At 46.6% G+C, this 23,442-nt stretch carries 27 protein-coding genes and 1 riboswitch; of the genes, 18 read left to right on the plus strand and 9 right to left on the minus strand.

Going from position 1 to position 23,442, the window contains the following annotated elements; translation table 11 throughout:
- Positions 1-17: 17 nt before the first annotated feature.
- The 8 genes from sufB (at position 18) to GLV97_RS11745 (ending at position 9,723) form a co-directional block, all read left to right on the plus strand.
- On the plus strand, positions 18-1,415 hold the full coding sequence (gene sufB / locus GLV97_RS11710; protein ID WP_160838477.1) for a Fe-S cluster assembly protein SufB: 1,398 nt from the start codon (positions 18-20) through the stop codon (positions 1,413-1,415).
- 146 nt (positions 1,416-1,561) lie between these two features.
- Positions 1,562-2,374: a sulfite exporter TauE/SafE family protein gene (locus tag GLV97_RS11715; RefSeq protein WP_160838479.1), complete on the plus strand. Its 813-nt coding sequence runs from the start codon at positions 1,562-1,564 to the stop codon at positions 2,372-2,374.
- Positions 2,375-2,385: 11 nt separating this feature from the next.
- Positions 2,386-3,771 carry a bifunctional metallophosphatase/5'-nucleotidase gene (locus tag GLV97_RS11720; RefSeq protein WP_306462703.1) on the plus strand — a complete coding sequence of 462 codons (1,386 nt, stop codon included), beginning with the start codon at positions 2,386-2,388 and terminating at the stop codon, positions 3,769-3,771.
- A 224-nt stretch (positions 3,772-3,995) separates the two neighbouring features.
- Positions 3,996-4,772 (plus strand): sporulation protein YunB, encoded by a 777-nt coding sequence (gene yunB / locus GLV97_RS11725; RefSeq protein ID WP_160838483.1) that lies wholly within the window; start codon positions 3,996-3,998, stop codon positions 4,770-4,772.
- A 54-nt stretch (positions 4,773-4,826) separates the two neighbouring features.
- A riboswitch (Lysine riboswitch) is annotated at positions 4,827-5,010 on the plus strand.
- 135 nt (positions 5,011-5,145) lie between these two features.
- On the plus strand, positions 5,146-6,696 hold the full coding sequence (locus GLV97_RS11730; RefSeq protein ID WP_160838485.1) for a Na+/H+ antiporter NhaC family protein: 1,551 nt from the start codon (positions 5,146-5,148) through the stop codon (positions 6,694-6,696).
- A 270-nt stretch (positions 6,697-6,966) separates the two neighbouring features.
- Complete coding sequence (locus GLV97_RS11735; RefSeq protein WP_160838487.1) at positions 6,967-8,493, plus strand: sodium-dependent transporter; 1,527 nt, start codon at positions 6,967-6,969, stop codon at positions 8,491-8,493.
- 1 nt (position 8,494) lies between these two features.
- Positions 8,495-8,593 (plus strand): MetS family NSS transporter small subunit, encoded by a 99-nt coding sequence (locus GLV97_RS11740; RefSeq protein ID WP_160838488.1) that lies wholly within the window; start codon positions 8,495-8,497, stop codon positions 8,591-8,593.
- A gap of 884 nt (positions 8,594-9,477) precedes the next feature.
- A complete protein-coding gene (locus GLV97_RS11745) occupies positions 9,478-9,723 on the plus strand; it encodes a hypothetical protein (protein WP_160889724.1) in 246 nt (81 codons plus the stop codon).
- A gap of 214 nt (positions 9,724-9,937) precedes the next feature.
- Here the strand turns inward: GLV97_RS11745 and GLV97_RS11750 are convergent, their stop codons facing one another.
- The gene (locus GLV97_RS11750; RefSeq protein WP_160889725.1) at positions 9,938-10,882 is read right to left on the minus strand and encodes a M23 family metallopeptidase; all 945 of its coding nucleotides are present in this window, start codon (positions 10,880-10,882) and stop codon (positions 9,938-9,940) included.
- A gap of 75 nt (positions 10,883-10,957) precedes the next feature.
- Positions 10,958-11,581, minus strand: a complete 624-nt coding sequence (locus GLV97_RS11755; protein ID WP_337192768.1) for a YhcN/YlaJ family sporulation lipoprotein — start codon at positions 11,579-11,581, stop codon at positions 10,958-10,960.
- Between the two features lie 137 nt (positions 11,582-11,718).
- On the opposite strand from GLV97_RS11755, the gene GLV97_RS11760 reads away from it, so the two are divergent.
- Positions 11,719-11,994 (plus strand): YutD family protein, encoded by a 276-nt coding sequence (locus GLV97_RS11760; RefSeq protein WP_224872826.1) that lies wholly within the window; start codon positions 11,719-11,721, stop codon positions 11,992-11,994.
- Between the two features lie 34 nt (positions 11,995-12,028).
- Here GLV97_RS11760 and GLV97_RS11765 read toward each other — a convergent pair whose 3' ends face one another.
- Together GLV97_RS11765 and GLV97_RS11770 are read right to left on the minus strand one after the other, a co-directional pair.
- On the minus strand, positions 12,029-12,319 hold the full coding sequence (locus GLV97_RS11765) for a cytosolic protein (protein WP_160838498.1): 291 nt from the start codon (positions 12,317-12,319) through the stop codon (positions 12,029-12,031).
- 49 nt (positions 12,320-12,368) lie between these two features.
- Positions 12,369-12,635: a DUF3055 domain-containing protein gene (locus tag GLV97_RS11770; RefSeq protein ID WP_160838500.1), complete on the minus strand. Its 267-nt coding sequence runs from the start codon at positions 12,633-12,635 to the stop codon at positions 12,369-12,371.
- Positions 12,636-12,770: 135 nt separating this feature from the next.
- Here GLV97_RS11770 and GLV97_RS11775 point away from each other — a divergent pair, with 135 nt between their 5' ends.
- Complete coding sequence (locus GLV97_RS11775; RefSeq protein ID WP_160838502.1) at positions 12,771-13,226, plus strand: DUF86 domain-containing protein; 456 nt, start codon at positions 12,771-12,773, stop codon at positions 13,224-13,226.
- Positions 13,226-14,002 carry a TIGR01457 family HAD-type hydrolase gene (locus GLV97_RS11780; protein ID WP_160842161.1) on the plus strand — a complete coding sequence of 259 codons (777 nt, stop codon included), beginning with the start codon at positions 13,226-13,228 and terminating at the stop codon, positions 14,000-14,002. Before GLV97_RS11775 ends, GLV97_RS11780 begins: the two co-directional genes overlap by 1 nt.
- 42 nt (positions 14,003-14,044) lie before the next feature.
- On the opposite strand, the gene GLV97_RS11785 is transcribed toward GLV97_RS11780, so the two are convergent.
- A complete protein-coding gene (locus GLV97_RS11785) occupies positions 14,045-15,604 on the minus strand; it encodes a hypothetical protein (protein WP_160838506.1) in 1,560 nt (519 codons plus the stop codon).
- A 97-nt stretch (positions 15,605-15,701) separates the two neighbouring features.
- Positions 15,702-16,214 (minus strand): phosphatidylglycerophosphatase A family protein, encoded by a 513-nt coding sequence (locus GLV97_RS11790; protein ID WP_160838508.1) that lies wholly within the window; start codon positions 16,212-16,214, stop codon positions 15,702-15,704.
- A 171-nt stretch (positions 16,215-16,385) separates the two neighbouring features.
- Here GLV97_RS11790 and GLV97_RS11795 point away from each other — a divergent pair, with 171 nt between their 5' ends.
- A complete protein-coding gene (locus GLV97_RS11795) occupies positions 16,386-17,354 on the plus strand; it encodes a 2-hydroxyacid dehydrogenase (RefSeq protein ID WP_160889726.1) in 969 nt (322 codons plus the stop codon).
- 44 nt (positions 17,355-17,398) lie between these two features.
- On the opposite strand, the gene GLV97_RS11800 is transcribed toward GLV97_RS11795, so the two are convergent.
- Positions 17,399-17,620, minus strand: a complete 222-nt coding sequence (locus GLV97_RS11800) for a NifU family protein (protein ID WP_027956438.1) — start codon at positions 17,618-17,620, stop codon at positions 17,399-17,401.
- A 160-nt stretch (positions 17,621-17,780) separates the two neighbouring features.
- Here GLV97_RS11800 and GLV97_RS11805 point away from each other — a divergent pair, with 160 nt between their 5' ends.
- The 3 genes from GLV97_RS11805 (at position 17,781) to GLV97_RS11815 (ending at position 18,918) form a co-directional block, all read left to right on the plus strand.
- Entirely contained in the window at positions 17,781-18,116 is a 336-nt protein-coding gene (locus tag GLV97_RS11805) for a YuzD family protein (RefSeq protein WP_160889727.1), read from the plus strand.
- A gap of 66 nt (positions 18,117-18,182) precedes the next feature.
- On the plus strand, positions 18,183-18,413 hold the full coding sequence (locus GLV97_RS11810) for a YuzB family protein (protein WP_160838514.1): 231 nt from the start codon (positions 18,183-18,185) through the stop codon (positions 18,411-18,413).
- 145 nt (positions 18,414-18,558) lie between these two features.
- Positions 18,559-18,918 carry a HesB/IscA family protein gene (locus tag GLV97_RS11815; protein ID WP_160889728.1) on the plus strand — a complete coding sequence of 120 codons (360 nt, stop codon included), beginning with the start codon at positions 18,559-18,561 and terminating at the stop codon, positions 18,916-18,918.
- Between the two features lie 289 nt (positions 18,919-19,207).
- Here GLV97_RS11815 and GLV97_RS11820 read toward each other — a convergent pair whose 3' ends face one another.
- The gene (locus tag GLV97_RS11820) at positions 19,208-20,194 is read right to left on the minus strand and encodes an NAD(P)/FAD-dependent oxidoreductase (RefSeq protein ID WP_160889729.1); all 987 of its coding nucleotides are present in this window, start codon (positions 20,192-20,194) and stop codon (positions 19,208-19,210) included.
- Positions 20,195-20,493: 299 nt separating this feature from the next.
- Here GLV97_RS11820 and GLV97_RS11825 point away from each other — a divergent pair, with 299 nt between their 5' ends.
- From GLV97_RS11825 to GLV97_RS11835, 3 genes are all read left to right on the plus strand, one after another.
- Entirely contained in the window at positions 20,494-21,717 is a 1,224-nt protein-coding gene (locus tag GLV97_RS11825; protein ID WP_160889730.1) for an NAD(P)/FAD-dependent oxidoreductase, read from the plus strand.
- Positions 21,718-21,855: 138 nt separating this feature from the next.
- On the plus strand, positions 21,856-22,173 hold the full coding sequence (locus GLV97_RS11830; RefSeq protein ID WP_160889731.1) for a YuiB family protein: 318 nt from the start codon (positions 21,856-21,858) through the stop codon (positions 22,171-22,173).
- Between the two features lie 110 nt (positions 22,174-22,283).
- On the plus strand, positions 22,284-22,907 hold the full coding sequence (locus tag GLV97_RS11835) for a 3D domain-containing protein (RefSeq protein WP_160838524.1): 624 nt from the start codon (positions 22,284-22,286) through the stop codon (positions 22,905-22,907).
- A 40-nt stretch (positions 22,908-22,947) separates the two neighbouring features.
- Here the strand turns inward: GLV97_RS11835 and GLV97_RS11840 are convergent, their stop codons facing one another.
- The gene (locus tag GLV97_RS11840; protein ID WP_160838526.1) at positions 22,948-23,430 is read right to left on the minus strand and encodes a divergent PAP2 family protein; all 483 of its coding nucleotides are present in this window, start codon (positions 23,428-23,430) and stop codon (positions 22,948-22,950) included.
- Positions 23,431-23,442: the final 12 nt, after the last annotated feature.

Here is a 23,442-nt window from a genome sequence, read left to right on the forward strand (position 1 = left end):
AAAAGGAGGTATGTACCATGGCCAAAAAAGCGCCAGAAGTGGGAGAGTACCAATATGGTTTCCACGAAAAAGATATATCCATTTTCCGTACACAAAAAGGTTTGACGAAGGAAGTCGTTGAACAAATTTCCAACTATAAAGAAGAGCCGAAGTGGATGCTCGATTTCCGTCTGAAGTCTCTTGAGCAGTTCTATAAAATGCCGATGCCGCAGTGGGGCGGCGACCTTCAGGAACTGAACTTTGATGATATTACGTATTACGTAAAACCATCTGAGCGTTCTGAACGTTCCTGGGATGAAGTACCGGAAGAAATCAAGAATACGTTCGACCGTCTTGGAATTCCGGAAGCGGAGCAGAAATACCTTGCCGGTGTATCTGCCCAGTATGAATCCGAAGTGGTTTATCACAACATGGAGAAAGAACTGGAAGACATGGGTGTGGTCTTTAAGGATACGGATTCAGCCCTTAAAGAAAACGAGGACCTTTTCAAGGAATACTTCGGAAAAGTCATACCTCCATCTGACAACAAATTCGCAGCGTTGAACTCTGCGGTTTGGTCCGGTGGTTCCTTCATCTATGTTCCAAAAGATACGAAGGTGGAAACGCCGCTTCAGGCTTATTTCCGTATTAACTCAGAAAACATGGGACAGTTTGAGCGTACGCTGATCATCGCGGACGAAGGTTCTTCCGTGCACTATGTAGAAGGCTGTACAGCTCCTACGTATTCGTCCAGCTCCCTGCACAGTGCGGTCGTTGAAATTTTCGTTAAAGATAATGCGTACTGCCGTTATACAACGATCCAGAACTGGGCGAACAACGTATACAACCTGGTTACAAAGCGTGCGGTAGCTGAGTCCAATGCAACGATGGAATGGGTCGACGGGAACCTTGGTTCCAAATTGACGATGAAATATCCAGCCGTCCTACTTAAAGGGGAAGGCGCGCGTGGAATGACGTTGTCCATCGCTCTTGCCGGTAAAGGACAGCACCAGGATGCCGGTGCGAAAATGCACCACCTGGCACCGAACACGTCCTCTACGATCGTATCGAAGTCTATTTCCAAACACGGTGGTAAAGTAACCTACCGCGGAATCGTCCAATTCGGCCGTAAAGCTGAAGGTGCACGTTCCAACGTAGAGTGCGACACCCTTATCATGGATAATGAATCTACGTCAGATACGATTCCTTACAACGAAATCATGAACGAGAACATCTCTCTTGAGCACGAAGCAAAAGTTTCCAAAGTGTCTGAAGAGCAGTTGTTCTACTTGATGAGCCGTGGTATTTCTGAAGAGGAAGCGACAGAAATGATCGTAATGGGCTTCATCGAGCCATTCACGAAAGAACTTCCAATGGAATATGCCGTTGAGATGAACCGCCTGATTAAATTTGAAATGGAAGGTTCCATCGGTTAATCCAATACAGAAACCGCACAGATACGTTCTGTGCGGTTTTTTTATGTGGAGAGAATAGGAAGGATGAGCATAAGCGGGCAGGATGTTTTATGAATAGAAAACATGATACTATAATATTATCTATAATGAGTTGAGGAAGGTCCCTTATGTTTCTTTTAATGTTCTTGATTGGTGTTGTGACGGCTTTAGTGGGGAGCATCGCCGGCCTCGGCGGCGGTGTTATTTTAGTGCCTGTGCTCCTCTTTCTGGGCGATCACCTTCCATCCTTCGACTGGGTGAGCCCCCAGTCCATCGTTGGAGTTTCGCTGGTCGTTATGATTTTCACCGGTATGTCCTCGACGATTTCATATATCCGGCATAACCGGGTGGATAAAAAAATCGGTTTTATATTTTTATATGGAAGTATTCCTGGAGGCATCTTCGGTTCCTGGCTGAATCAGTTTTTTAAAACAGATGGCTTTTCCCTGTTCTTTGGGATTGTCATGATTCTTGTATCCCTGCTGTTTTTTATTCCAAGAAGACCTCCGGGCACACCTTTGTTCTCAAGTGGCATAAAAAGAGAGAGAACGATAAATGGACAAACGTACACATATCAAATGCCTCTATGGCTGGGGCTGTCCCTGTCGTTTGCTGTAGGCATGCTCTCCGGTCTGCTGGGCATCGGTGGTGGTTCGCTGATGGTGCCTGCGATGATTCTACTGCTGAATATCCCGCCACACATCGCGACAGCTACATCGATGTTTATGATTTTCTTTGCAAGCATCACGAGTTCAGCCACCCACATTGCAATGGGTCACGTGGATTGGGCGGTTACACTCTGGTTTATTCCGGGAGCTTATGCAGGCGGGATGCTAGGAGCTAAAATCAACCGTCACCTGAACGGGAAGGCGGTGGAGTGGTTTTTAAGAGTTCTGCTGATTATGATAGGGATACGCTTAATCTGGCAAGGGTTAGGGTGAGGAGATTGATGATGAAGGAAAAACTGCACGTTTACTATACGAGTGATCTGCACAGTCACTTTGAAAACTGGCCGCAGATTGTCGGCTATTTTCGGGAGAAGAAAAGAATCCATGATCAAAAAGGAGAAGACTACTGGCTGTTGGATAACGGCGATCACGTCGATCGGTTTCATCCCATTACAGAAGGGCTGATGGGCAAGGGAAACGTCGACCTTTTGAATCAGGCTGGTTACTCCGTCGCGACCCTTGGAAACAATGAAGGAATTACGCTTGCCAAAGAGGACCTTCATGAACTCTATGACGATGCGGATTTCCAAGTGGTCTGTGCCAACTTGGAGTGCTTGGAATCCCCTGCGCCCGAATGGCTTAAACCGTACCACATCCTGCATTCAAGCCGGGGGACGAGAGTGGCGGTCATCGGTTTAACCGCCCCTTTCCAAGCCTTTTATCAAAAACTTGGCTGGGATGTTCATTCCCCCTATGACTGGCTAGATAAGCTGCTGCCTGAAGTGGATGAACAAGCGGATATTATTGTATTACTGTCCCACCTTGGGATAAATGAGGATGAAGAAATTGCCAGAAGATACAATGGTATTGATCTCATTATCGGGGGTCACACCCACCACCTCTTTCAAAACGGCGAGTATGTGGAAGGCACTCTCCTGACAGCGGCTGGGAAGCATGGAACCCACCTTGGAGAGGTCCTGTTAGAATGGGACACGGAGGCTGGTGAGATCACCAGAAAAGAAGCCTATGCCGTTCCAACAGAGCAGATGAGAAAAGATGATGAGGTGACCGATTACTTAGGGCAGATCCGCGGGGAGGCTGTCCGCCGGTTGGAAACTCCTGTAGCCTATTTGGAAGAGCCGATGCATATTGCCTGGTTCCAGGACAGCCCTCTCATGTCGAGGCTGACGGAACAGCTGCGCAGCTGGACTTCTTCCGATATAGCTATGCTGAATGCAGGAGTTCTCCTGGACCATCTCCCGGCCGGAGATATTACGTATGAAGACGTTCATCGTATCTGCCCCCACCCGATGAATCCCTGCAAGGTACATTTAAGAGGGGATGAACTTCTGGAAGTCATTCGGGCGGCTCATACGAGAAAACTGACAGAGATCCGTCTGAAAGGGTTCGGTTTCAGGGGAGAGGTCATAGGTCGAATGGTATTTTCCGGTATTGAGATTGAACGGAGGAAAGATGAGGACGGAGAAGAACGTGTCGTTCAAGTGCTCTACAACGGAAAACCTCTGGACTACGATAAAACCTACAGTTTTGCAACAGCCGATACGTTTACGTTCGGTCGTTTCTTTCCTGAAATTGCCTATGCGGAAACAAAGCATTACTTTATGCCGGAGCTGTTACGGGACCTGTTGACAAAAGAACTAAAAAATTAAGACGGAAATCACGTCCCCCTGTCATGTCTGGATTCATGACAGGGGGATCCTTTTATTCCTTCGTTTCATAGGGGCAGCTGAAAGCGCAGCCTTTTGTTCCATTAAATCAAACGCACTTCATGTAAATATCTCCAACATTTCAGCTCTTTTTATGTGGCGTCCGCCTATCTTTTATGATTAGAGAAAGACCCCTCCTCATATATATAGAGGGGGAGGGTGCCTGTATGCCTAAAAACCGCGTGACTAAGCGTTCTAATATCGGCAGGCGGATTGTAATCAGCCTGTTGTTTTTTGCCCTTTTCACTATGCTGAGTCTATGGTATATCAACAGAGGTGTAACTCCTGCGCTGGTGGAAATTGCTGAAACGAAAGCCCAGCAGCTGGCAAGGGATGCCATTAACGAAGCGGTAAGTAAGCAGATTGCAGAGGATCTGCAGTTTGATGATTTGGTGAAAATGGAAAAGGATGATCAGGGAAATGTCGTTTATATGGGATGGAACTCTGTACTTGTAAACAGAGCACTCCGGGATACCACCATCCGAGTTCAAAATTTCCTGAAGCGGATGGAACTTGGAGAACTACCGATGGAGGACACGACGCTGGAGCCGGACCTTGATCCGGACCGCACCCCGGAAGAGCAGGGGGAACAGCCGGCCACACTTATTGAACTCCCTATTGGGATGGCAACAAACAACAGCCTGCTTGCCAACCTTGGACCTAAAGTACCGGTACAGCTGCGTGTGATTGGAGATGTGCAATCCGAAGTAGATATAGAAATGACGGAATACGGCATCAATGCCGCATTATTTGAATTGACCATCCACTTTGAGGTGAATGTCCGTATCGTGATTCCTTTCTCCACCGAAACGACCGTTGTTACCAACAACATACCGATTGATCAGGCAACTATTCTCGGGGAAGTGCCGGAATATTTCGGAGGCATGTCCGGGGGCGATGGCGGGAATCCTTCCTTCTCCCTTCCTATGGAACCCTTGCAATAATGGCCGGTCACTGATACAATACCAAAGAACTGAATATGCGTGACCTTATCAGATCGGTGAGGTAGAGGCGCAGGCATCATGAGTAGCTGATGGGAGTTTGACAAGCCGGGATCATTAGTGAAAGGGAGAGCCTGCCGAAGTGTGGCTGAACACGTCAAGTTTTGACACGCTGGTGTATACCTGAACAAGACATACACTGTCATGCATGCTTTTGGGTGCATGGGGCGCTACTGATCGAAATGGAGGATAATCAAGTTGTCTGCAGACAGTGATGGATTATTTTCTATCATTGTTTTTTTTATTTTATTCCTCATTTTATACCCACCAGTAGCCTTCCATTCCCGTAACATCAAGATATACGGAGGGGAAACACATGGAAGGAACCATCTTTTCTTTAGTTCCAGCAATACTTATGCTCATCCTTGTCCTGGTGACAAGGCGGGTCATCTTATCCCTTGGCATAGGGATCATCGTCGGGGCATTCATGCTCACACAAATGGATATTGGAGCAGGTCTCAGTTTGATCTGGTCTATATTTGCCGGTATTTTCGTCAGTGAAGGGGCATTAAATACAGGCAGTATTTATCTATTGTCTTTCTTATTTTTACTCGGAGTCACTACAGCCTTTATGACAGCCTCCGGAGGCAGCCGTGCTTTCGGTAAATGGGCCGTTGAAAGGATCCGGACGAGAAAAGGAGCCAAGCTCGTTCCGTCTATTCTAGGTATCATTATTTTTATTGATGATTACTTTAATGCACTTGCTGTCGGACAGGTTGCACGTCCTGTGACAGACCGCTATAAAGTATCCAGAGCAAAACTGGCCTATTACATTGATTCAACTTCAGCACCGATTACGGTCATATCACCGATTTCCAGCTGGGGAGCTTATATCATCGGGACGATTGGAAGCATTCTTGCGGCCAATGAAATTTCGGACTATCAGGCGTTTGAAGCTTTCGTTCTTATGATTCCGGCAAACTTTTATGTATTTGCTGCACTGCTTCTCGTATTTTTGACGATTTATCTGCGCCTGGATATTGGTGCGATGAAAACGCACGAAAACAGAGCCAAGGATACCGGCGAACTTCACAACCCGGATAAAGGGGATGTGCCCGGCGACTTGAATAATGAGTTCAGAGAGCATGATAACGGGAAGATTTCACATTTAATCTGGCCGATTGTAACGTTGATCATTGGTACAGTCGGAATGATGGTTTATACAGGAATTCAAAGTTCAGAAGGAACTGCAGATATCCTTTCCATCTTCGCCAATACGAACGTAAATATTTCCTTATTTACCGGAGGGATCATTTCCGTAGTCACGGCCCTGGTTTTATATGTGGGGCAGCCGTCACCGAAATCTGGGCTCATGCACGTATTTCTACAAGGATTAAAAGCCATGCTGCCGGCGATCTACATTCTGATTGCTGCCTGGATGATCGGCGACATCATCAGCCGCCTGCAGACAGGGGAATACCTCGCTCAGCAGTTCAGCCAGGCGGATATTAACATTGCTTACCTGCCGCTGATCATTTTCTTATTATCCGGTTTTATGGCTTTGTCTACAGGAACGTCATGGGGAACCTTCGGAATTATGCTTCCGATCGCTGGAGAAATTGCTGCTGTTACCGATCCAGCATTCCTTCTCCCGGCGCTTTCAGCCGTTCTGGCAGGTTCTGTGTTCGGGGATCACTGTTCACCAATCTCCGATACAACGATCCTTTCGTCCACAGGAGCTGGAGCCAACCACATTGATCACGTATTGACACAGCTGCCATATGCCATTATTGCGGCGGTGGCTGCCTCTGTCGGTTATGTTGTCCTCGGCCTGACCGGTCAGGTATGGGTGCCGCTGCTGCTGGCCCTTGTCATTGTGCTCGTCACAGCACTGGTGATTCATAAACTGAATCCTGAAAAAGGATAGAGAAAATGATGAAATGAAAAGAGGGGGGATCTTCTATTAAACAGAAGATCCCCCCTCTTTATTTTTCAAAGGCTTACAAGATGGAAGGCATAAAAAACTTCCCGCTGTTTTTCATTCGTAAGTCCTAAGACTTCCTGATCTGGTATTTTCTGAAAATTTTAAATTTATTTTGACAAGCCTATGCACTGCCGTTATAATTTAAAACAGAATAATCAGAAAAATAAAAATTGAGGGACATTTATCACCGTTCCTCTCAGGGAGGTCTTTCACATGGAAAATCGCGCACAATGGGGTACACGTGCCGGATTTATCCTGGCAGCCGTAGGTTCTGCCATTGGTTTGGGGAACATTTGGCGTTTTCCAGCTGTTGCTTATGAAAATGGAGGCGGAGCATTTTTTATTCCTTATTTGTTCGCTCTTCTAACCGCGGGTATTCCTCTATTGATCATGGAGTTTACCATCGGTCATAAGTACCGTGGATCTGCACCGTTATCCTTTTTCCGGATGAGCAGAAAAACAGAGTGGATCGGCTGGTGGGGTGTACTGGTCGCATTTGTAATATCCACTTATTACGCGGTCATTATCGGCTGGGCCATATCCTACAGTGTGTTTTCGTTCAATTTATCATGGGGTGATGATACCGAAGGCTTTTTATTCAGTGACTACCTGCAATTATCTGTCAATCCCGGCGAGACCGGAAGCCTTGTTCCCGGTGTATTGATTCCTCTGCTTATTGTGTGGGCGATTACACTTGGAGTTCTATTCAAGGGAGTTAAAAAAGGAATTGAGACAGCGAACAAAATCTTCATTCCTACGCTTGTCGTCCTTTTCATGATCATTGTTATACGTGCCCTTACACTGCCTGGAGCAGCACAGGGTCTGCAGGCATTCTTCGAACCGAACTTCTCAGCGATTATGGACAGCTCGGTATGGGTGGCGGCCTATGGACAGATCTTCTTCAGTCTTTCAATTGCTTTTGCTATTATGATTACTTATTCCAGTTATCTTCCGAAAAAATCGGATATCACAAATAATGCGTTTATTGCCGGTTTCAGTAACTCAGGCTTTGAATTGCTGGCAGGTATCGGGGTATTCGCTGCCCTTGGCTTCATGGCCTCCCAGAGTGGAGTACCTGTAAACGAAGTCGTAAGCGGCGGAGTGGGACTAGCCTTTGTGGTCTTCCCTCAAATCATTAATGAATTTCCAGCATTGAATGGATTGTTTGGATTCCTGTTCTTCCTTTCACTCGTGCTGGCCGGGCTGTCTTCCTTGATTTCCATTTCAGAGACATACGTAGCCGGGATCAGCGAGAAATTTGGAATTTCCAGAACGAAGGCAGTCGCTTTCGGCGGCGGTACAGCAGCCGTTATATCCCTGTTATTTGCTACGCAGGGCGGATTGTTCTTCCTGGATGCGGCAGACTATTTCATCAACCAGTTTGGTGTCGCATTTGTTGGACTTGTTGAAGTCGTCGTTATTGCCTGGTTCCTTCGCAAGCTCAATGATTTTCAGTCGCACGCCAATGCAATATCCGACATCCGTCTGGGAACCTGGTGGAAAGTGTCTCTTGGTTTTATTACTCCCATCGTTCTCGGGTATATGATGTTTGACCTATTTAAAAAGAACCTGGCGAAAGAGTTCGACACAGATACAGGAAACTATGAAGGATACGCTGATGGGTTCATTCTTTTCGGTGGCTGGTTTGTGGCAGCGTTCGCCCTTATCGCTGGGATGTTGATGATGTTGAAACGCTGGAACGCCAAAGCTTTCGAAGAGGAAAAAAAGGAGGTAAGCTGACATGACAGCAGGTGCAGTAATTACCATGATCATCGGGATGGTTGTCATCTGGGGAGGTCTGGCAGCAAGCATTACGAATGCTGTGAAAAAAGCTAAATAACCAAAGGCGCCGCATCAGCGGCGCTTTTTTGATTAATAGAAACAGGAAGAACTCCTTCTGTTTCGTGGGGGTGGCCACGTGCCGCTTATCGGTGGATGCTTGCCGCGGGCACGGCCTCCGCTGACTGGGTCAGGAAGAACGCCTGTCCAAGTGGATTTTCAGCCCATGCTGTTCCCGGTTGCGTGTGAAAGAAAGGGAAAGCGCAGGCGCTGATAACGGATGCCTTCTGGAATATGAAAAAGATTGTCCTCCATCAAGTAAAGGTGAGCTGGGTGAAGGAGAGTCTTTCTCGAATTTAAAGAATCCCTAAGGAGCGGTGCCCCTTCCACTCCTGCGGAAGAACGAGTGGGCCGAGATCGCCGAGCGTGGGTTTTGCGAGGAAGCTCGGGCGCTCGTCCGCGGAAAGGGAAGGGCTTTCGCTTCTGGCGGTAAGAAGAAAAAAACTTGTAAAGAAACAGGGGGTTCTCTACAAGCTGAGGCGCCGCATCAGCGGCTCCAGCGTTTCACTTATCCTTTCAAGTTGTGTGCCCATTCCCTTTCTGCAGATGAAGGTATCCAAGGGGAAATCATAATAAACAGCCTTCCCCCTTCCTTTCTTGAAGGTAGCTGCCCGGGCAGGTGAAAGTTCTAATTCCATGGTTACACGCGTTCGCAGGCTGTAGATTTTTGAAACGGAAATAAAGAGGGGAAGCCTTTTCTATATAGGTTTTAACCTCTTCCGTAATACGACTTAATCGTTAAACCACAAATCCAATACAATATAACTCTTAACGTATGTTTTTCTCGTTTGGGTGTCCGGCCCCTATGAAGTGAATTTTGCACTTTTCTGATTTTACTTTTAAAATTATATCGCAACGGATTATAAATTTTGCAGGGGGTTCATAATGGATAAGATAGAGCGGATAATGAAGCCCATTCATAAAGGCTTTGCTACACTATGTTTAATTTATTTACTTTTAGTATTCATCACTGATATAGTTTTGTCCCCACCAATTCTTTTTGCCTTTTTCATTGTCATTACGTTGGGGAGGGCAAGTTTTCGACAAAGTGAAGGCCGTAAAATTGATGCTGCTGCCTCTCTTAGTTTGAGTTTGTTTTTCTTGGCAGCACTCGTTATTTCTTTGACTTAACCGGATTAATTTTGAAATCGACCTCATATCAGCTGAATAACCTGAAGTCATTCTCCAAATATTTTTGCCAAATAAAAGGACGCCCTTCATTTAATGAAGGGCGTCCTTCTTTTCATATTATCATTTGTTCACCTCAAGTGGAGTGTTCGGTGGTGATGCCGCTTGAAGGATCCATTGATAAACGGAACATGGTCATCCACAGATGTGGTGCTCTCTATTCCGCCATCCGTTCCCATCTTTTTAAAAACGGATAGGGATCAAAGGACCATTCATTCTTTCCATTATCCTGATACATCCCGTAATGTAAATGCGGCGGGAATTTTCCGGAGGTTCCTGGTGGTCCGTAGCCGGATGCACCGACAGCGCCGATGACATCTCCGGGCTGCACAACATCTCCGACTTTGATATCTTCCGAGAAGTTCTGAAGGTGGGCGTAATAGTGATAAATGTTGTAGATATCACGGATTCCGATGCGCCAGCCTCCATACGTATTCCATCCCTTCATTTCGACGACGCCGTACGTCGTGGATTTGACAGGGACCCCGTAGCCGGCAAAGATATCGGTCCCTTCATGGATTCGGCGTCCTCCAAATCCCCGCGCATCTCCCCATGTGCTCCGGTAGCTGTAGTTGTACTGTTTAGGAAGAGGGAAGTCACGGTTCGTTAAATGCACCGTTTTGAACTTACGGAACACTTCGGCGGAGTGCATGATCGTCTGTACGGTTAAATCCCGTTTATAGTATTGAAATAACGCAATTTTAATATCATCTTCTGTTGTTCCGAAGGATTTCAAGTAGCGGCCGAGAGACCATAATACATCTTCATCATTTTGGATGTCTGCTTTTTGATCTCCGTTTCCATCTGACCCCCAGCCTTCAGGGGAGATTGCTGGAGGAAAAGCATCCGTGGACCCGGACCAGAACAACGGATCAAATTCAATAGCTGTGACCCGGCCTTCATCCGGGTCGTCATGCACCTGACGCTCATACTGGTCGACAGCAGCCAGGTATTCCCACGGGATATCCGTAACGGCTGAGGTTTTTTTGTAAAGCGCCATCCGCTCATTGCTTTCCCTTTCATCTGGTTGTGCATGTACGGATCCAGTTGAAAAAGAAAGAGCGGCAATCAAGATTCCTGTTACGAGTGCTGTGCCTTTCATATTCTCACCTACAACAAATTGATACTCTTAGGATGAACAAAGGATGATAAGGTATGAATGGAAAATTCGGGGGTGCTAATTTTCCATCCCTGTCTCAGCTTCTGTATTCGTATTAGGACCCACATTCGGCTGATTCGGATTGGTTTCATCAACTTTCCCTTGAGGGGACTGCTTCATCTTTTTAATAATGCTGCTGATCGTACTGTTGTACCCTTCATCATAAACGGTGGAGTTGCTCAGGCTCTGGACATCGCCAAAGGAAGCTGGATTATCGGACACATAAACGTGGTAAAAACTCGGCACAAGAGAATAGGCGGTTTTCTGTACCATGTCTGCAGCTGTCCCGCGGTCGGTGTCGTCCGCACGCTTATAGGCCACCAGCACTTCATTGTCCGTGACAGCTGTAGCTACGTCATCAAACTGATCATACCTTAGAATCATGCGGGAAATCATATCCGCCATCTGTTCTCGATTCACTTTGATCTGGCGGTTCCTTTCCTCATCCTGATCAAGCTGGCTTTTCTCAAAACGTACATACCCTACCTGGCCGTCTTTCGGTTCTGTGTTATATCCATCCATGGCATTTCCACTGAGTGTATCACCGTCCATTAACTGTTGCGCTTCTTCTTCCTTCGTCTCCTGGCATCCGACAAGAAGACCGATAAGGAGAAGGGCAGTGCCTGCTTGTTTTATCTTCATCATAGACCCTCCTTGGCTTGATGGTGTATTTTTATGGTGGGCACTTTTATCGGAAACATACCTGTTCATTTTTTTCAGGACGTTTCCTTCCTGTTGGAAAAATGTGATACACTAATGGGTAGATAGAGGTGATGGATGTGGTTGAAATTTCAGGTAAAACGTTTGATATACTGGAGAATCACCAGGAAGGCTTTCAACAGGAAGAAGTGGAAGGCCGCTTCAGCGACATACTAAATAAATACGATTTTATCGTAGGGGACTGGGGATACGGTCAGCTCCGTCTTAAGGGATTTTATGATGATCAGAACTCCAAGGCGACCTTCGACACGAAAATCAGCACATTGGAAGATTACTTATATGAATACTGCAATTTTGGCTGTGCTTATTTTGTTCTTAAACGAATTCGACAGTAAAACCGGCGTGTTTTAAAAACACACGCCGGTTTTTTTAATGATCTTCCTGAGAGGGTTTAATATCGGCATTCGATTCGTCGTGCAGGGGATGGGCTCCATCCTCCTGACGGGGCAGATCCTCATGAAGGGACTTGTATTCATAGTTGAACGCACTGTAATATCTTTGTTTATCCGTCCAGGGCGAGCTTTTTTCGTTGGAGACGGGCTCGTGCTTATTCCGCGGCGATCCATAGGCTCCTTCAGGAAGCTGTTCCGGAACGAGATAATTCCGCTGGGCTTCAACGTTGGCAAAGTCGGAATAGTTTTTCTTTTCTTTGTCACTCATCATAGTTGACCTCCTCCTGTTTAGAGTGAGCATCAGGAGCTGGTTTATGCTATAGAAGATACGGGAGATAGTTCCTCAGCTCTTCAGCTTCCATGGTACTCAGCTGAAATAAATGCTCCAGATACCCATCTTTGTTGATATTCTCTTCATCCAGCAGCCCCTGCCTGTTTTTAGGGAGGTTGATGACAAGCGATTGATTCTGGAAATACTCGGCTTTCATAATGGCAAGCTCAAATCGATGGCTGCCTGCGGTAAACGAAACGAATCGTGTGCTCGTATCCTGTGTGACATCTTCTAGTAATGGGCGTTGGTACATCCTTAACACTCCTTTTGTTTCGTGCGCTTACGCATAGTTACCAGGTAGTATATCCATTACGATCGATTTTATCGACCGAAAATAAATGTGGTATGATAACGGTAGCATGGACTTCAACATTCAGGAGGATTTTTTATGTATTTTGTGGATCGGGAAAAGATCGAAAAGATTTTATCTTATATGGAAACCATACAAGCGGAAGTGAAAAAGCAGGGATTTTCTTCTTTCAGAGAGAAACTTGTGCTGGAACGTTTGACCCATCTCACTGTCGAGGCCTTTCTGGATGTGGGCAATATGATGATTGATGGGTTTATTATGCGCGATCCCGGCAGTTATGATGATATGATCGATATACTACTGGACGAAAAGGTCCTTCCTGCTGAAGAGGAGGGAGCGTTCAAACAGTTCATCCAGCTGCGGAAAATGATTGTCCATGAGTATACAGAAGTGGATCATACAGCCGTGGCAGAGGCCTGGACGACATACCAGGAGGCCCTGGAAGCTTTCCCGGAGCGGATCCGCACGTATCTTGACCAGGAACTCGGTCCTGTTTCCGCCTTTTCAAAAGATAATACGAAAGGGGAAGCGTAATGAAACATTACCAGGGATACCTGGTGGATCTGGATGGGACGATGTACAAAGGAGAAGCGGCCGTTGACGGCGCCTCTCACTTCATCGACCATCTCACCGGCCTTCAGGTGCCTTTTTTATTTCTGACTAATAACTCCTCCCGGACGCAGGAGCAGATTGCAGCAAAATTGAACAACCTCGGTGTGAAAGCCCGTTCTGATCAAGTCTATACCAGCAGTTTAGCGACAGCTGACTTCATCAGGGAAAAGAAGCGGCACGCACGTATCTATGTCATCGGAGAGGAAGGGCTTCATAAGGCTCTAACAGACCGGGGGCATGTACTTGTTGAGGAGGACGCAGACTTTGTAGTGATTGGCATTGACAGGGAAATTTCCTATGCCAAGCTTGCCCAGGCCTGTCTGGAAGTGCGGAAAGGGGCCGGCTTTGTGAGTACGAACAGTGATACAGCCATCCCGACGGACAAGGGGATGCTTCCTGGAAATGGAGCTTTGACCAGTGTGATCGCTGTCAGTACGGGTGTAGAGCCGATCTTTGTCGGCAAGCCGGAGCCGGTCATTATGGAAAGGGCACTCAAGGAGCTGAATCTCCGGAAAGAGGACGTATTGATGGTGGGAGACAACTATCACACAGATATTCTTGCCGGGATGAAGGCAGGGGTGGACACCTTGATGGTGGAAACCGGACTGAGCTCTTTTCATGAAATTGAAAATCACGCTCATCAGCCCACCTATAAGAAGCTGAACTTACATGAATGGGTAACGGAGTATCATCGATAGAGGAAAAATCACCACCTGCATAATGGACAGGTGGTGATTTTTTTACAGCACATAAGGACCGAAGAAGATGGTGATCAATGCGACATGCACCCCGATGAAATAGGTGATCTGTATAGGGATTGACCAATCTCTCAGTTTTGCGCCGGTTTTCATAATTCCAAAAGCAATCAGGGCGAACCCTAGAATGAAGATAATGGGACTGCCGGGAAAACTTAAATAATCCGGAGCCCGGGCGAGCAGTTTTTCGGAAAATAAAGGGCTGCGGACGATAATGGCGGCTGCCAGATAGATGGCGATCCCGGACAGAAGGATCCAGGTTCTGTCCTGGTCCAGGGCATCCCTCTTCACAAATAGAAGAATAACAAGAAACAAAAGAGGCCAGATGTACCAGAATGTCATGATGAGCAGGCCGAAAAAGCTGTAGGAAAGCATCCCCATCGTCTTTCCAAGGGCCCCTAAAAGAACACGGGTGTTCCATGTGTCAGCCTTCTCAATGATTTCAGGGTTCTGGGAAGAGAGGAGAAGTTTGTGGCTGTCTCCGCCTTTATCAACCCATACTACACTCCCATCGTTGGTTTGGACCGGGTGGGTGGACAGATCCGGCGTGTTGCTGATCCGTGTGACTTCCCCAACGCCGGATGTACCGAGATGCGCTTTATAAATGTTAAACTGGCTGCTTTCACCTAATCTTGTATTGGTGGCCCCCACCGCTTTAAACAGAAGGGAGGCTCCGTCTTTCTGAGGGTGAAGACTCATATCGGACACTTCTCTAAGCGGCTGCGCAGAAACAGGATCGGTGAACGAAAGCCTGGTGGTCTTTAAAGCATTTTGAAATGTAGTGGTGCCGTAATAGTAATGGTTTTCCATCTGCCCGGAAGCCGATTGTTTCTGGACTGTCGAGATAAGGACGGATGCTTCATTGCCCTGCATCGTAAACTGGATGTCCTTGATACTCTCAGAGCCGGAAGGCAGAAAAGTGGCTTCCCCTATCTTTTTAACCTGATCGTCCAGGTGTTCATAGAAGTGCAGCTGACGACCTTCCCCGTCGGTATACTCCTCCATAAGGTAAGCGCCTTCTTCTGTCTCGGCCGTTTTCACTGTGGAATCAATGGATGCCAGTGTCATCAGCTCACTGCTTTCGTAATTGGAAGGATCAATAGCGTAAAGGGTATCCCCCTTCTGGTAAAGTGCAGCTGTAGACATAGGAATAAACCCATCGATGTCCATGATTTTTTCCTCTGTATCCCCGCGGTATAAGCTGTAGTAATCCGAGTAGAGGAGGGCGTCATTTTCCAGGTAAAAGCTTGTAAACGTATCTACGGGGATGGCGTACTGCTGCACATCCTTTTCAGTGTAGTCGTTATCATATGTATGCCGGGTAATTCCGCTTTCCGTAAGGTAAGAGATTTGTATGCCATCGTCTGTTTTCTGGATATGGGGCTGCTTAACAGCCGTTGTTTCCCCGATCTCCCAATCCCTGCTCCAGTCCTGATCGGCAGGTTCCGTTACTTCCTGATAATTCTCATAAAATAAAAGCAGAATTCCAGCTGTGATGATCAGCAGCGGGAGGATCCATACGAGTTTTGGACGTAGCGTCTTCAATATATCCGCCTCCTTTTTATACCTATACGGTTTGGAGGTCAATAAAGTTTCACAAGGTTACAAAAAACACCAGGAGGCTGCCTGGTGTGGGTGGATTTTATTCATCATCTTCGTCGTCGCCTTCAATGCTGTGAGCAAGACGGCTTGAAGCTGCCGCAGCAATGGCTCCAACAATATCATCGAGGAATGTGTGGCATTCGCCGGAGGATTTATCATTCAGTTTCTGGAGAATTCCAGGTTTCTGTTTATCAATATAACCGTAGTTGGTAAAACCAATGGAGCCATACACATTGACGATGGAAAAGGCAATGATTTCATCGATCCCATACAAGCTTTCATCGACTTCAATGGTCGATTGAAGCGGCTCTGTCAGCATTTTCTTTTCTGCCAGCCGGTCCATCTCGATTCCTGTGATGACGGCATTCTGGACTTCCCGTTTTGTGAGCACCTTATTTACATTGAACCGGCACTCATCCATCGATAAGTCATCATGGTATTTCGACTGCAGATAATAGACAAGATCGGCGATATCGTCAATCGTTACTCCTCTTTCTGTCAGCCATTCCCGTGCTGTCTTTTCAAGACTGGATACTTTCTTTTCATTTGCCATAGCGAACTACCTCCCTGCTCTCTCTTTGGTCGCGATGTACTATACCCGCATTTATTATTTCACAAACGACAGGTGTTATGTTCATTATATCAAAAGTCCGGGGTATTCGTGAGAAAACGTGAAATTTCTCTGGTGTGTTACACTGGAAGAAAAAGGAGTGGAGATGCTGTTATGGGGAAACCGTCAATTTTTATTACCCGCCGTCTGCCGGCGGAAGTTGTGGAACCTTATCAGGAGCAGTTGGATATCGAGATGTGGCCGGAAGAGGCTGAAGCCGTCGACCGGGGAACGCTTTTAGAAAAGGCGGGCAAGGTGGACGGCCTTGTAACGATGCTGACCGATCGTGTGGATCAGGAACTTCTGAATGCCGGCAGTCGTCTTGGAATTGTAGCTAATATGGCTGTTGGATATGATAATGTGGATGTGAAAGCCGCAGAGAGCGTCGGAACCGTCATCACAAACACTCCGGATGTTTTGACAGAAACGACGGCGGATCTGACGTTCAGTCTCCTCATGGCAGCCGCGCGCCGGATTGTGGAGGCAGGAAACTACATTAAAGAGGACGCCTGGAACCACTGGTCTCCCCTGCTGCTTGCCGGAACCGATGTGCACCATAAAACCATCGGCATCGTCGGTATGGGGCGGATTGGAGAAGCTGTCGCCCGGAGAGCCAAAGGTTTTCAAATGGATGTCCTTTACCACAACCGATCCAGGAAAGAGGATGTGGAACAAGACATCGGTGCCCGGTATGCATCATTTGATGAGTTGTTGAAAAACGCAGATTATGTAGTCAGTCTGGCACCGCTCACGGATGAAACCCACCACATGTTTAACGCGGAGGCTTTTCAGAAGATGAAGGACACGGCGATCTTTATCAACGCATCGCGGGGAGCGCTTATGAATGAAAAGGCACTGGAAAAAGCGTTGAAGGACCAGCAGATTGCCGGAGCGGGCCTGGATGTATTCGAACAAGAGCCGATCAGATCCGATCACCCGCTTGTTTCCATGCCGGAGGTTGTCTGTCTTCCTCACATAGGATCAGCGACAAAGGAAACCCGCTATAAGATGATGCGCCTCTGCCTGGATAATGTTGTCCGCTATTTTGAAGAAAAACCGCTGCTCAGTCCGGTATCCCAATAAAAGAAGCCCGTACACCGATGTGTACGGGCTTCTGATTATCCGATTTAGAAAACCTGCTCTACTTCATAGATGCCAGGGATCTCCTGAGAAAGCGCACGCTCAATACCCGCTTTCAAAGTGATCGTTGAACTTGGGCAGTTCCCGCAGGCACCCATAAGACGCAGACGTACAATACCGTCCTCTACATCTACCAGCTCAACGTCTCCACCGTCACGAAGTAAAAATGGGCGAAGTTTGTTTAGTACTTCTTGAACCTGTTCATGCATGTTCAATCTTCCCCTTTCTTAAGTATTATTATAAAACGAAGTGACGAAAAAATCTATGGTCTGTACTTATGTTCCTTTGAATTGAGAACTATTATCATTTTATCTTTTTCCGCTTCTTTTGTAAAATGAAAGTACGTATAAAAAAAGGGGAGAGGGCCTCATGAATCAACCGGTCATTCGTGTTTATGTATACGGGGCAGAAGTGAAATGTGCAAGCTGTGTGAACGCCCCCGGCTCTAAAGAGACCTTTGAGTGGCTGGAAGCAGCCTTGACAAGGAAATACGGAGAAAAGAGCCTGCAGTTTACTTATTATGATATCCATACGGAGAATCAGGAAGGTGTGGATATGGCCATTGTTCAGCAGCTGCTGGATGATGAACTTTTCTACCCGCTTGTCCTTGTGGAAGAACGTATCGTAGCGGAAGGGAACCCGAGGCTGAAGGCCATTTGCAAATCCCTGGAAGAACATGGCCTTCAACAGGTAAGTAATTCCTAACGCAGAACCACCGGTGTATGATAAAATCATAAGGCACAGGGTTCTTCCGAAAAAGAGGTGACGTGGATGAATCCATTAATTGAATTCTGCATCAATAATTTAGCCGACGGTTCCCAAAAAGCGAAGGACGAACTGGAAAAAGATCCGGACCTTGATGTGATGGACTACGGCTGTCTGAGAAACTGCGGTCTTTGTTCACAGACCAACTATGCGCTTGTTGAAGGAGAACGTGTCATTGCCGATTCACCTGAAGAGCTCGTCGATAAAATTTATCAACACTTGGATGAAACCCTGTAACGAGTGGAGAGGCAGGACTGTTTCGATACAATCAAAGGCACCCGGAGGAGGGTGTCTTTTTACTTCTAACGTCAGGTACTGCTGTTTGATAAAAAGCAGGCCGTTTTAGTATACTGAAAAGAAGAAGAGAAAGGAGAGGCTGGGTATGATTTTAAACATCACAGAAGCTGCGGGTCATCAGATCAAAGAGATGATGAAGGAAGAAGAAGGAGATGTCCGTCTCCGTTTCGGTGTGAAAGGCGGCGGCTGCAGTGGATTGTCATATGCGATGGGCTTCGAGGATGACATCAATGAAGAACTTGATCTTCTTGAAGACTCCTGCGGTATTCCGATTGTCATCAACCGCCAGGATGCGGCGATTGTAGAAGGCACGACTATTGATTTCAAACAGAATATGATGGGCGGAGGCTTCACGATCGATAATCCGAACGCCATCGTTTCCTGTGGCTGCGGGTCTTCCTTTAAAACGGCGACAAACGCTGGAACACCAGATCCGAACTGCTGATAAATTCCAACCTTCCGGCTTACGGAAGGTTTTTTCTTTATAGAAATAGCCGTGTTCCTCCAAGTCGCCATTGCGATTTTTGCAGCGAATGTGAAACGAATGAAGGAATAAAAAGGGAAGCTTCATGAAAACAGAAAAAAAGCGGATGGCATGGATCAAATCTTCCATACCATCCGCTTTTTTGATCTTTACCTTTCACAATTCCTCAGTCTTTCAGTGGTCTCTGGAAAAACGGAGGTTTTTTCTAGAAGCGGAACAGAAAGCACCGGGACTTTCTGTTTCATATATATTAAGAGAACATGCTTGTCGAGTGTTTCGGCTGTACACGTGCTCCCGGGTCTATATAGGCTTTCGCGTTATTAACAGCAGTAGGACCTTCCCCAAAACCAGAAGCAATCAGTTTTACTTTACCTGGATAGGTGCAGATATCTCCAGCCGCATAGATGCCTTTAATATTCGTTTCCATTTTGGAATTAACGACAATGCTGTTCTTTTCGATCTCAAGCTCCCAATCCTTGATCGGACCAAGGGAGGAAATAAACCCGTAATTGACGATGACATCGTCAACATCAATCGTCTCTGTCCGGTCTCCCTTGACTTCCTGAAGCTCGACTTTTTCAATCCGATCGTCTCCGATAAACTGCTCAGGTGTGAATGGTGTCATGACGTTGACGTTGGATTCATTCAACTGGGACACGCTGTGTTCATGGGCTCTGAATTTATCCCTGCGGTGGACGAGGGTGACCTGTTTGGCAATCGGCTCTAGCATAAGGGCCCAGTCTACCGCTGAATCTCCGCCTCCAGCAATCATCACATTTTTATCTCGGAAATTATCCATGTTGCTGACGTGATAATGCAGGTTGGTATCTTCAAACCGCTCGGAGTCGGCTACTTTGAGCTTCCGGGGCTGGAAGGCTCCGTTTCCGGCTGTGACAACCACGGTTTTCGTGTAGTGGACGTCTTTGTTCGTGGTCAGTTTTAATGACTCATCTTCCATTCGTTCCACATGGATGACTTCCTCCTCAAGGGCGATGGTGGGATTGAAAGCCATTGCCTGTTCTTCCAGGTTGTCAATCAGTTCCTGGGCACGGACCTTAGGAAAACCGGCCACGTCAAATATATATTTCTCCGGATAAAGGGCGGTCAGCTGTCCGCCGAGGTGCGGGAGGCTTTCAATGATTTTGACACTCGCTTCACGCATTCCACCGTAAAAAGCTGTGAACAGACCGACAGGACCGCCGCCGATGACTGTAATATCGTATATTTTATCGCTCATAATAAACCTCCTGAAAAAAATTTCACTAAAATTTATTCTATCATAAAAAAATTTACAATGGGAACACTGAACATATGTAAACCTTTCCACAGGCACTAATAGTTCAATAATTTTGATAACTTGATTTTGGGTTGAAAATAAGGGGAAAAAGGTCTAAGATGATGATAGACCATATAGTTATGATTTGTGACATTTTTCACCTGATTTCAGCAGGTTTTTTTTAATGTTTTTTTGTGTGAAACAAGTCACAATGATATAGGTGACGGATGGAAAAAAATACGAGATGGAAGTGATTATTCATGAAGAATCCGAACATTGTCATTATCGGTGCCGGTTACGGGGGCATCATGACAGCCGTCAAACTTCAGAAGAGCCTTGGGGCAAACGATGCGAACATAACGCTGGTGAACAAGCACAGCTACCACTACCAAACAACATGGCTGCATGAAAACGCAGCAGGTACGCTTCACCATGACCGCACACGTATTGCCATCAAAGATGTTGTGGACACAAGCAAAGTCAACTTCATCCAAGATACAGTTACAGATATTAAAGCTGCCGATAAAAAGGTGATCCTGGAAGACGGCGAGCTTGCTTATGACTATCTTGTGATTGGTCTTGGATTTGAATCAGCTACGTTTGGTATTCCTGGACTTAAAGAGCATGCTTACACGATTAACAGCATCAACAGTTCCCGTCTGATCCGCCAGCACATTGAATACAACTTCGCAAAGTATAACAACGAGCCTGAAAAACAACAGAAGCGCCTGAACATTGTTGTCGGCGGGGCCGGCTTTACAGGTATTGAATTTGTTGGTGAACTGGCGAACCGTATCCCTGAACTATGCAAGGAATACGATGTTCCACGTGACAAAGTACGTATTATCAACGTAGAGGCTGCACCGACAGCTCTTCCAGGATTCGATCCTGAACTTGTTGAATATGCGATGAATTCTTTGGAAGCGCGCGGTGTTGAGTTTAAGATTGGCGCAATGATCAAAGAAGTAACCGAAAACAAATTGGTTTTCGAAAAAGACGAACAGCGTGAAGAAATCGATACAAACACAGTCGTATGGGCGGCTGGTGTACGCGGGAACTCGCTTGTTGAAGAAGCAGGCTTTGAAGCGAACCGTGGACGTATCCCTGTACGCAAGGACCTTCGTCCGGAAGGCTATGATGATGTATTCATCGTAGGGGACTGTGCTCTTATTATGAACGAAGAAACAGAGCGTCCTTATCCGCCGACTGCGCAAATTGCGATTCAGGAAGCTGAGCACACAGCGAAAAACCTCGCTCGTCTCGTAAAAGGTGAAGACCACCTTGAGCCATTCAAGCCTAACATTCAAGGTACAGTTGCTTCCCTTGGGCACAACGATGCCATCGGTGTAGTCTTTGATGATAAGAAACTCTTCGGCTGGTCAGCTACTGCCATGAAGAAAGTCATCGATAACCGCTACCTTCTGAAACTAGGCGGTCTTCCGCTCGTTCTCAAGAAAGGGAAGTTGAACTTCTTTAACTTCTAAATGATATAGAAAACGCGAAAGCAGTCCATGCTTTCGCGTTTTTTGTAGACCCGGATATGCTTGCGCTTTCATAGGAAGCGGTTTAGAATGAATAGTGGATTTGTACGTCCCTGATAAGGGGAGTAGGGGGAAGCGACGTTGAATATTGTCCAATTTGCTGTATCCATTCTCTTGTTTTTTGTATTGTTTTTCGGGATTTCCTTTCTATTAAATATGATTCTGCGCTCTTCCTGGATCATGTCCATTGTTTATCCTGTCATTGTGCTGTTCATCGTGGATAACTTTCCTTGGACGGAATATTTTTCGCAGCCGGGCACAGCCTTTCCTGCTGTGTTTAAACAGCTCGGACGACTCGGTATCGTGGACGTTGTTATACTGGCCAGTGGTTTTGTCGGAACCATTGCTGCTGGAATCGTCATTAAGAAATTAAGGAAAAGCGGTTATCAAATGTTTTAAAAAAATGAGAGAACAAGCGGTATCGATCCAGCGATCGGTGCCGCTTCTTTAGTTCCATGACTTGAATAAAAGAATCGTTCTTGGACATGCTTACATCTAGAGGTGATGATATGTTTCCAAGACGTATGAAAAGATGGCTTCTTCCTTTTTTATTCGCAGGGGCTGTAGTAAGTACGGCCTCGTACGTGACCAATCTATCTCTATTTGATCTAGGAGAATGGATGACAGCTGAACTAAAAAACAAGGACAGGGAACAAGAGCCTGCCCCCCTTGTGAAAAGCGCCGTCATGGAGGCTGTCGAGACGCTGGAGCAGTCGATTGATTTGTCCCGGTATCAAAGCCGGGAAGTTACAGCTACAGGCTACACAGCCGGCTATGAATCAACAGGAAAAACGCCGGAACATCCGGCTTACGGCATTACCTTTTCAGGGGTTAACGTAACGAGGGATCTCTATTCCACCATCGCTGCTGATCTAAGTGTTTTTCCTTTAGGAACAATCCTTTTCATCCCGGGGTACGGGTATGGTGTGGTGGCTGATATCGGTGGTGCAATTGAGGGGGACGAGCTTGACCTTTACTTTTCCAGTGTGGAGGATGTGTATGATCAATGGGGGAAAAGAACGTTGGACGTGTACGTAATTAAAGAGGGAGAAGGACAGCTGACGGAAGGAGAGCTGGCCGCTCTGAATGAAAATGAAGCCCGGCAGGTGTTTCGGTCTGAAATCAAACAATAAAAAACACTCCCGTTCTGAATGCGGAAGTGTTTTTTGTTATTTAATAGATCAGAGAATGAAGCAGGAACGTAAGCAGAACACCTGTCAGTCCCCCGAAGAATACTTCGATAGGCTGGTGACCGAGCAGTTCTTTCAATTCCTCTTTCTTCTGATACCCTTCTTTTTGCTGCCAGCTTTTCGCTTCACTGACGAAGCGGTTGAAGTCATTCAATAATATGTTCAACATGATGGCCTGCTCCCCTGTCTGCCGTCGGACACCTGTGCTGTCAAACATGACGATGATGGAAAAAACACAGGCGACAGCGAAAATGGATGAGCCGAAGCCCTGTTCAACCCCTACGCCCGTCGCCAGAGCCGTTACAGCAGCGGAGTGGCTGCTCGGCATCCCGCCTGTACTGAAGGCTAGACTTGCATTGAACTGTCTGGAAGCAATAAATTGGATAGGGACTTTTACTGCCTGAGCAAAAACAATGGCAGCGATGGAGGCCCACAGGGGGAAATTCTGCAGTAAATCTAAAAGCATGATAACATCCTT

Source organism: Halobacillus litoralis, assembly GCF_009856355.1.
GTDB classification, from domain to species: Bacteria; Bacillota; Bacilli; order Bacillales; family Halobacillaceae; genus Halobacillus; species Halobacillus litoralis_B.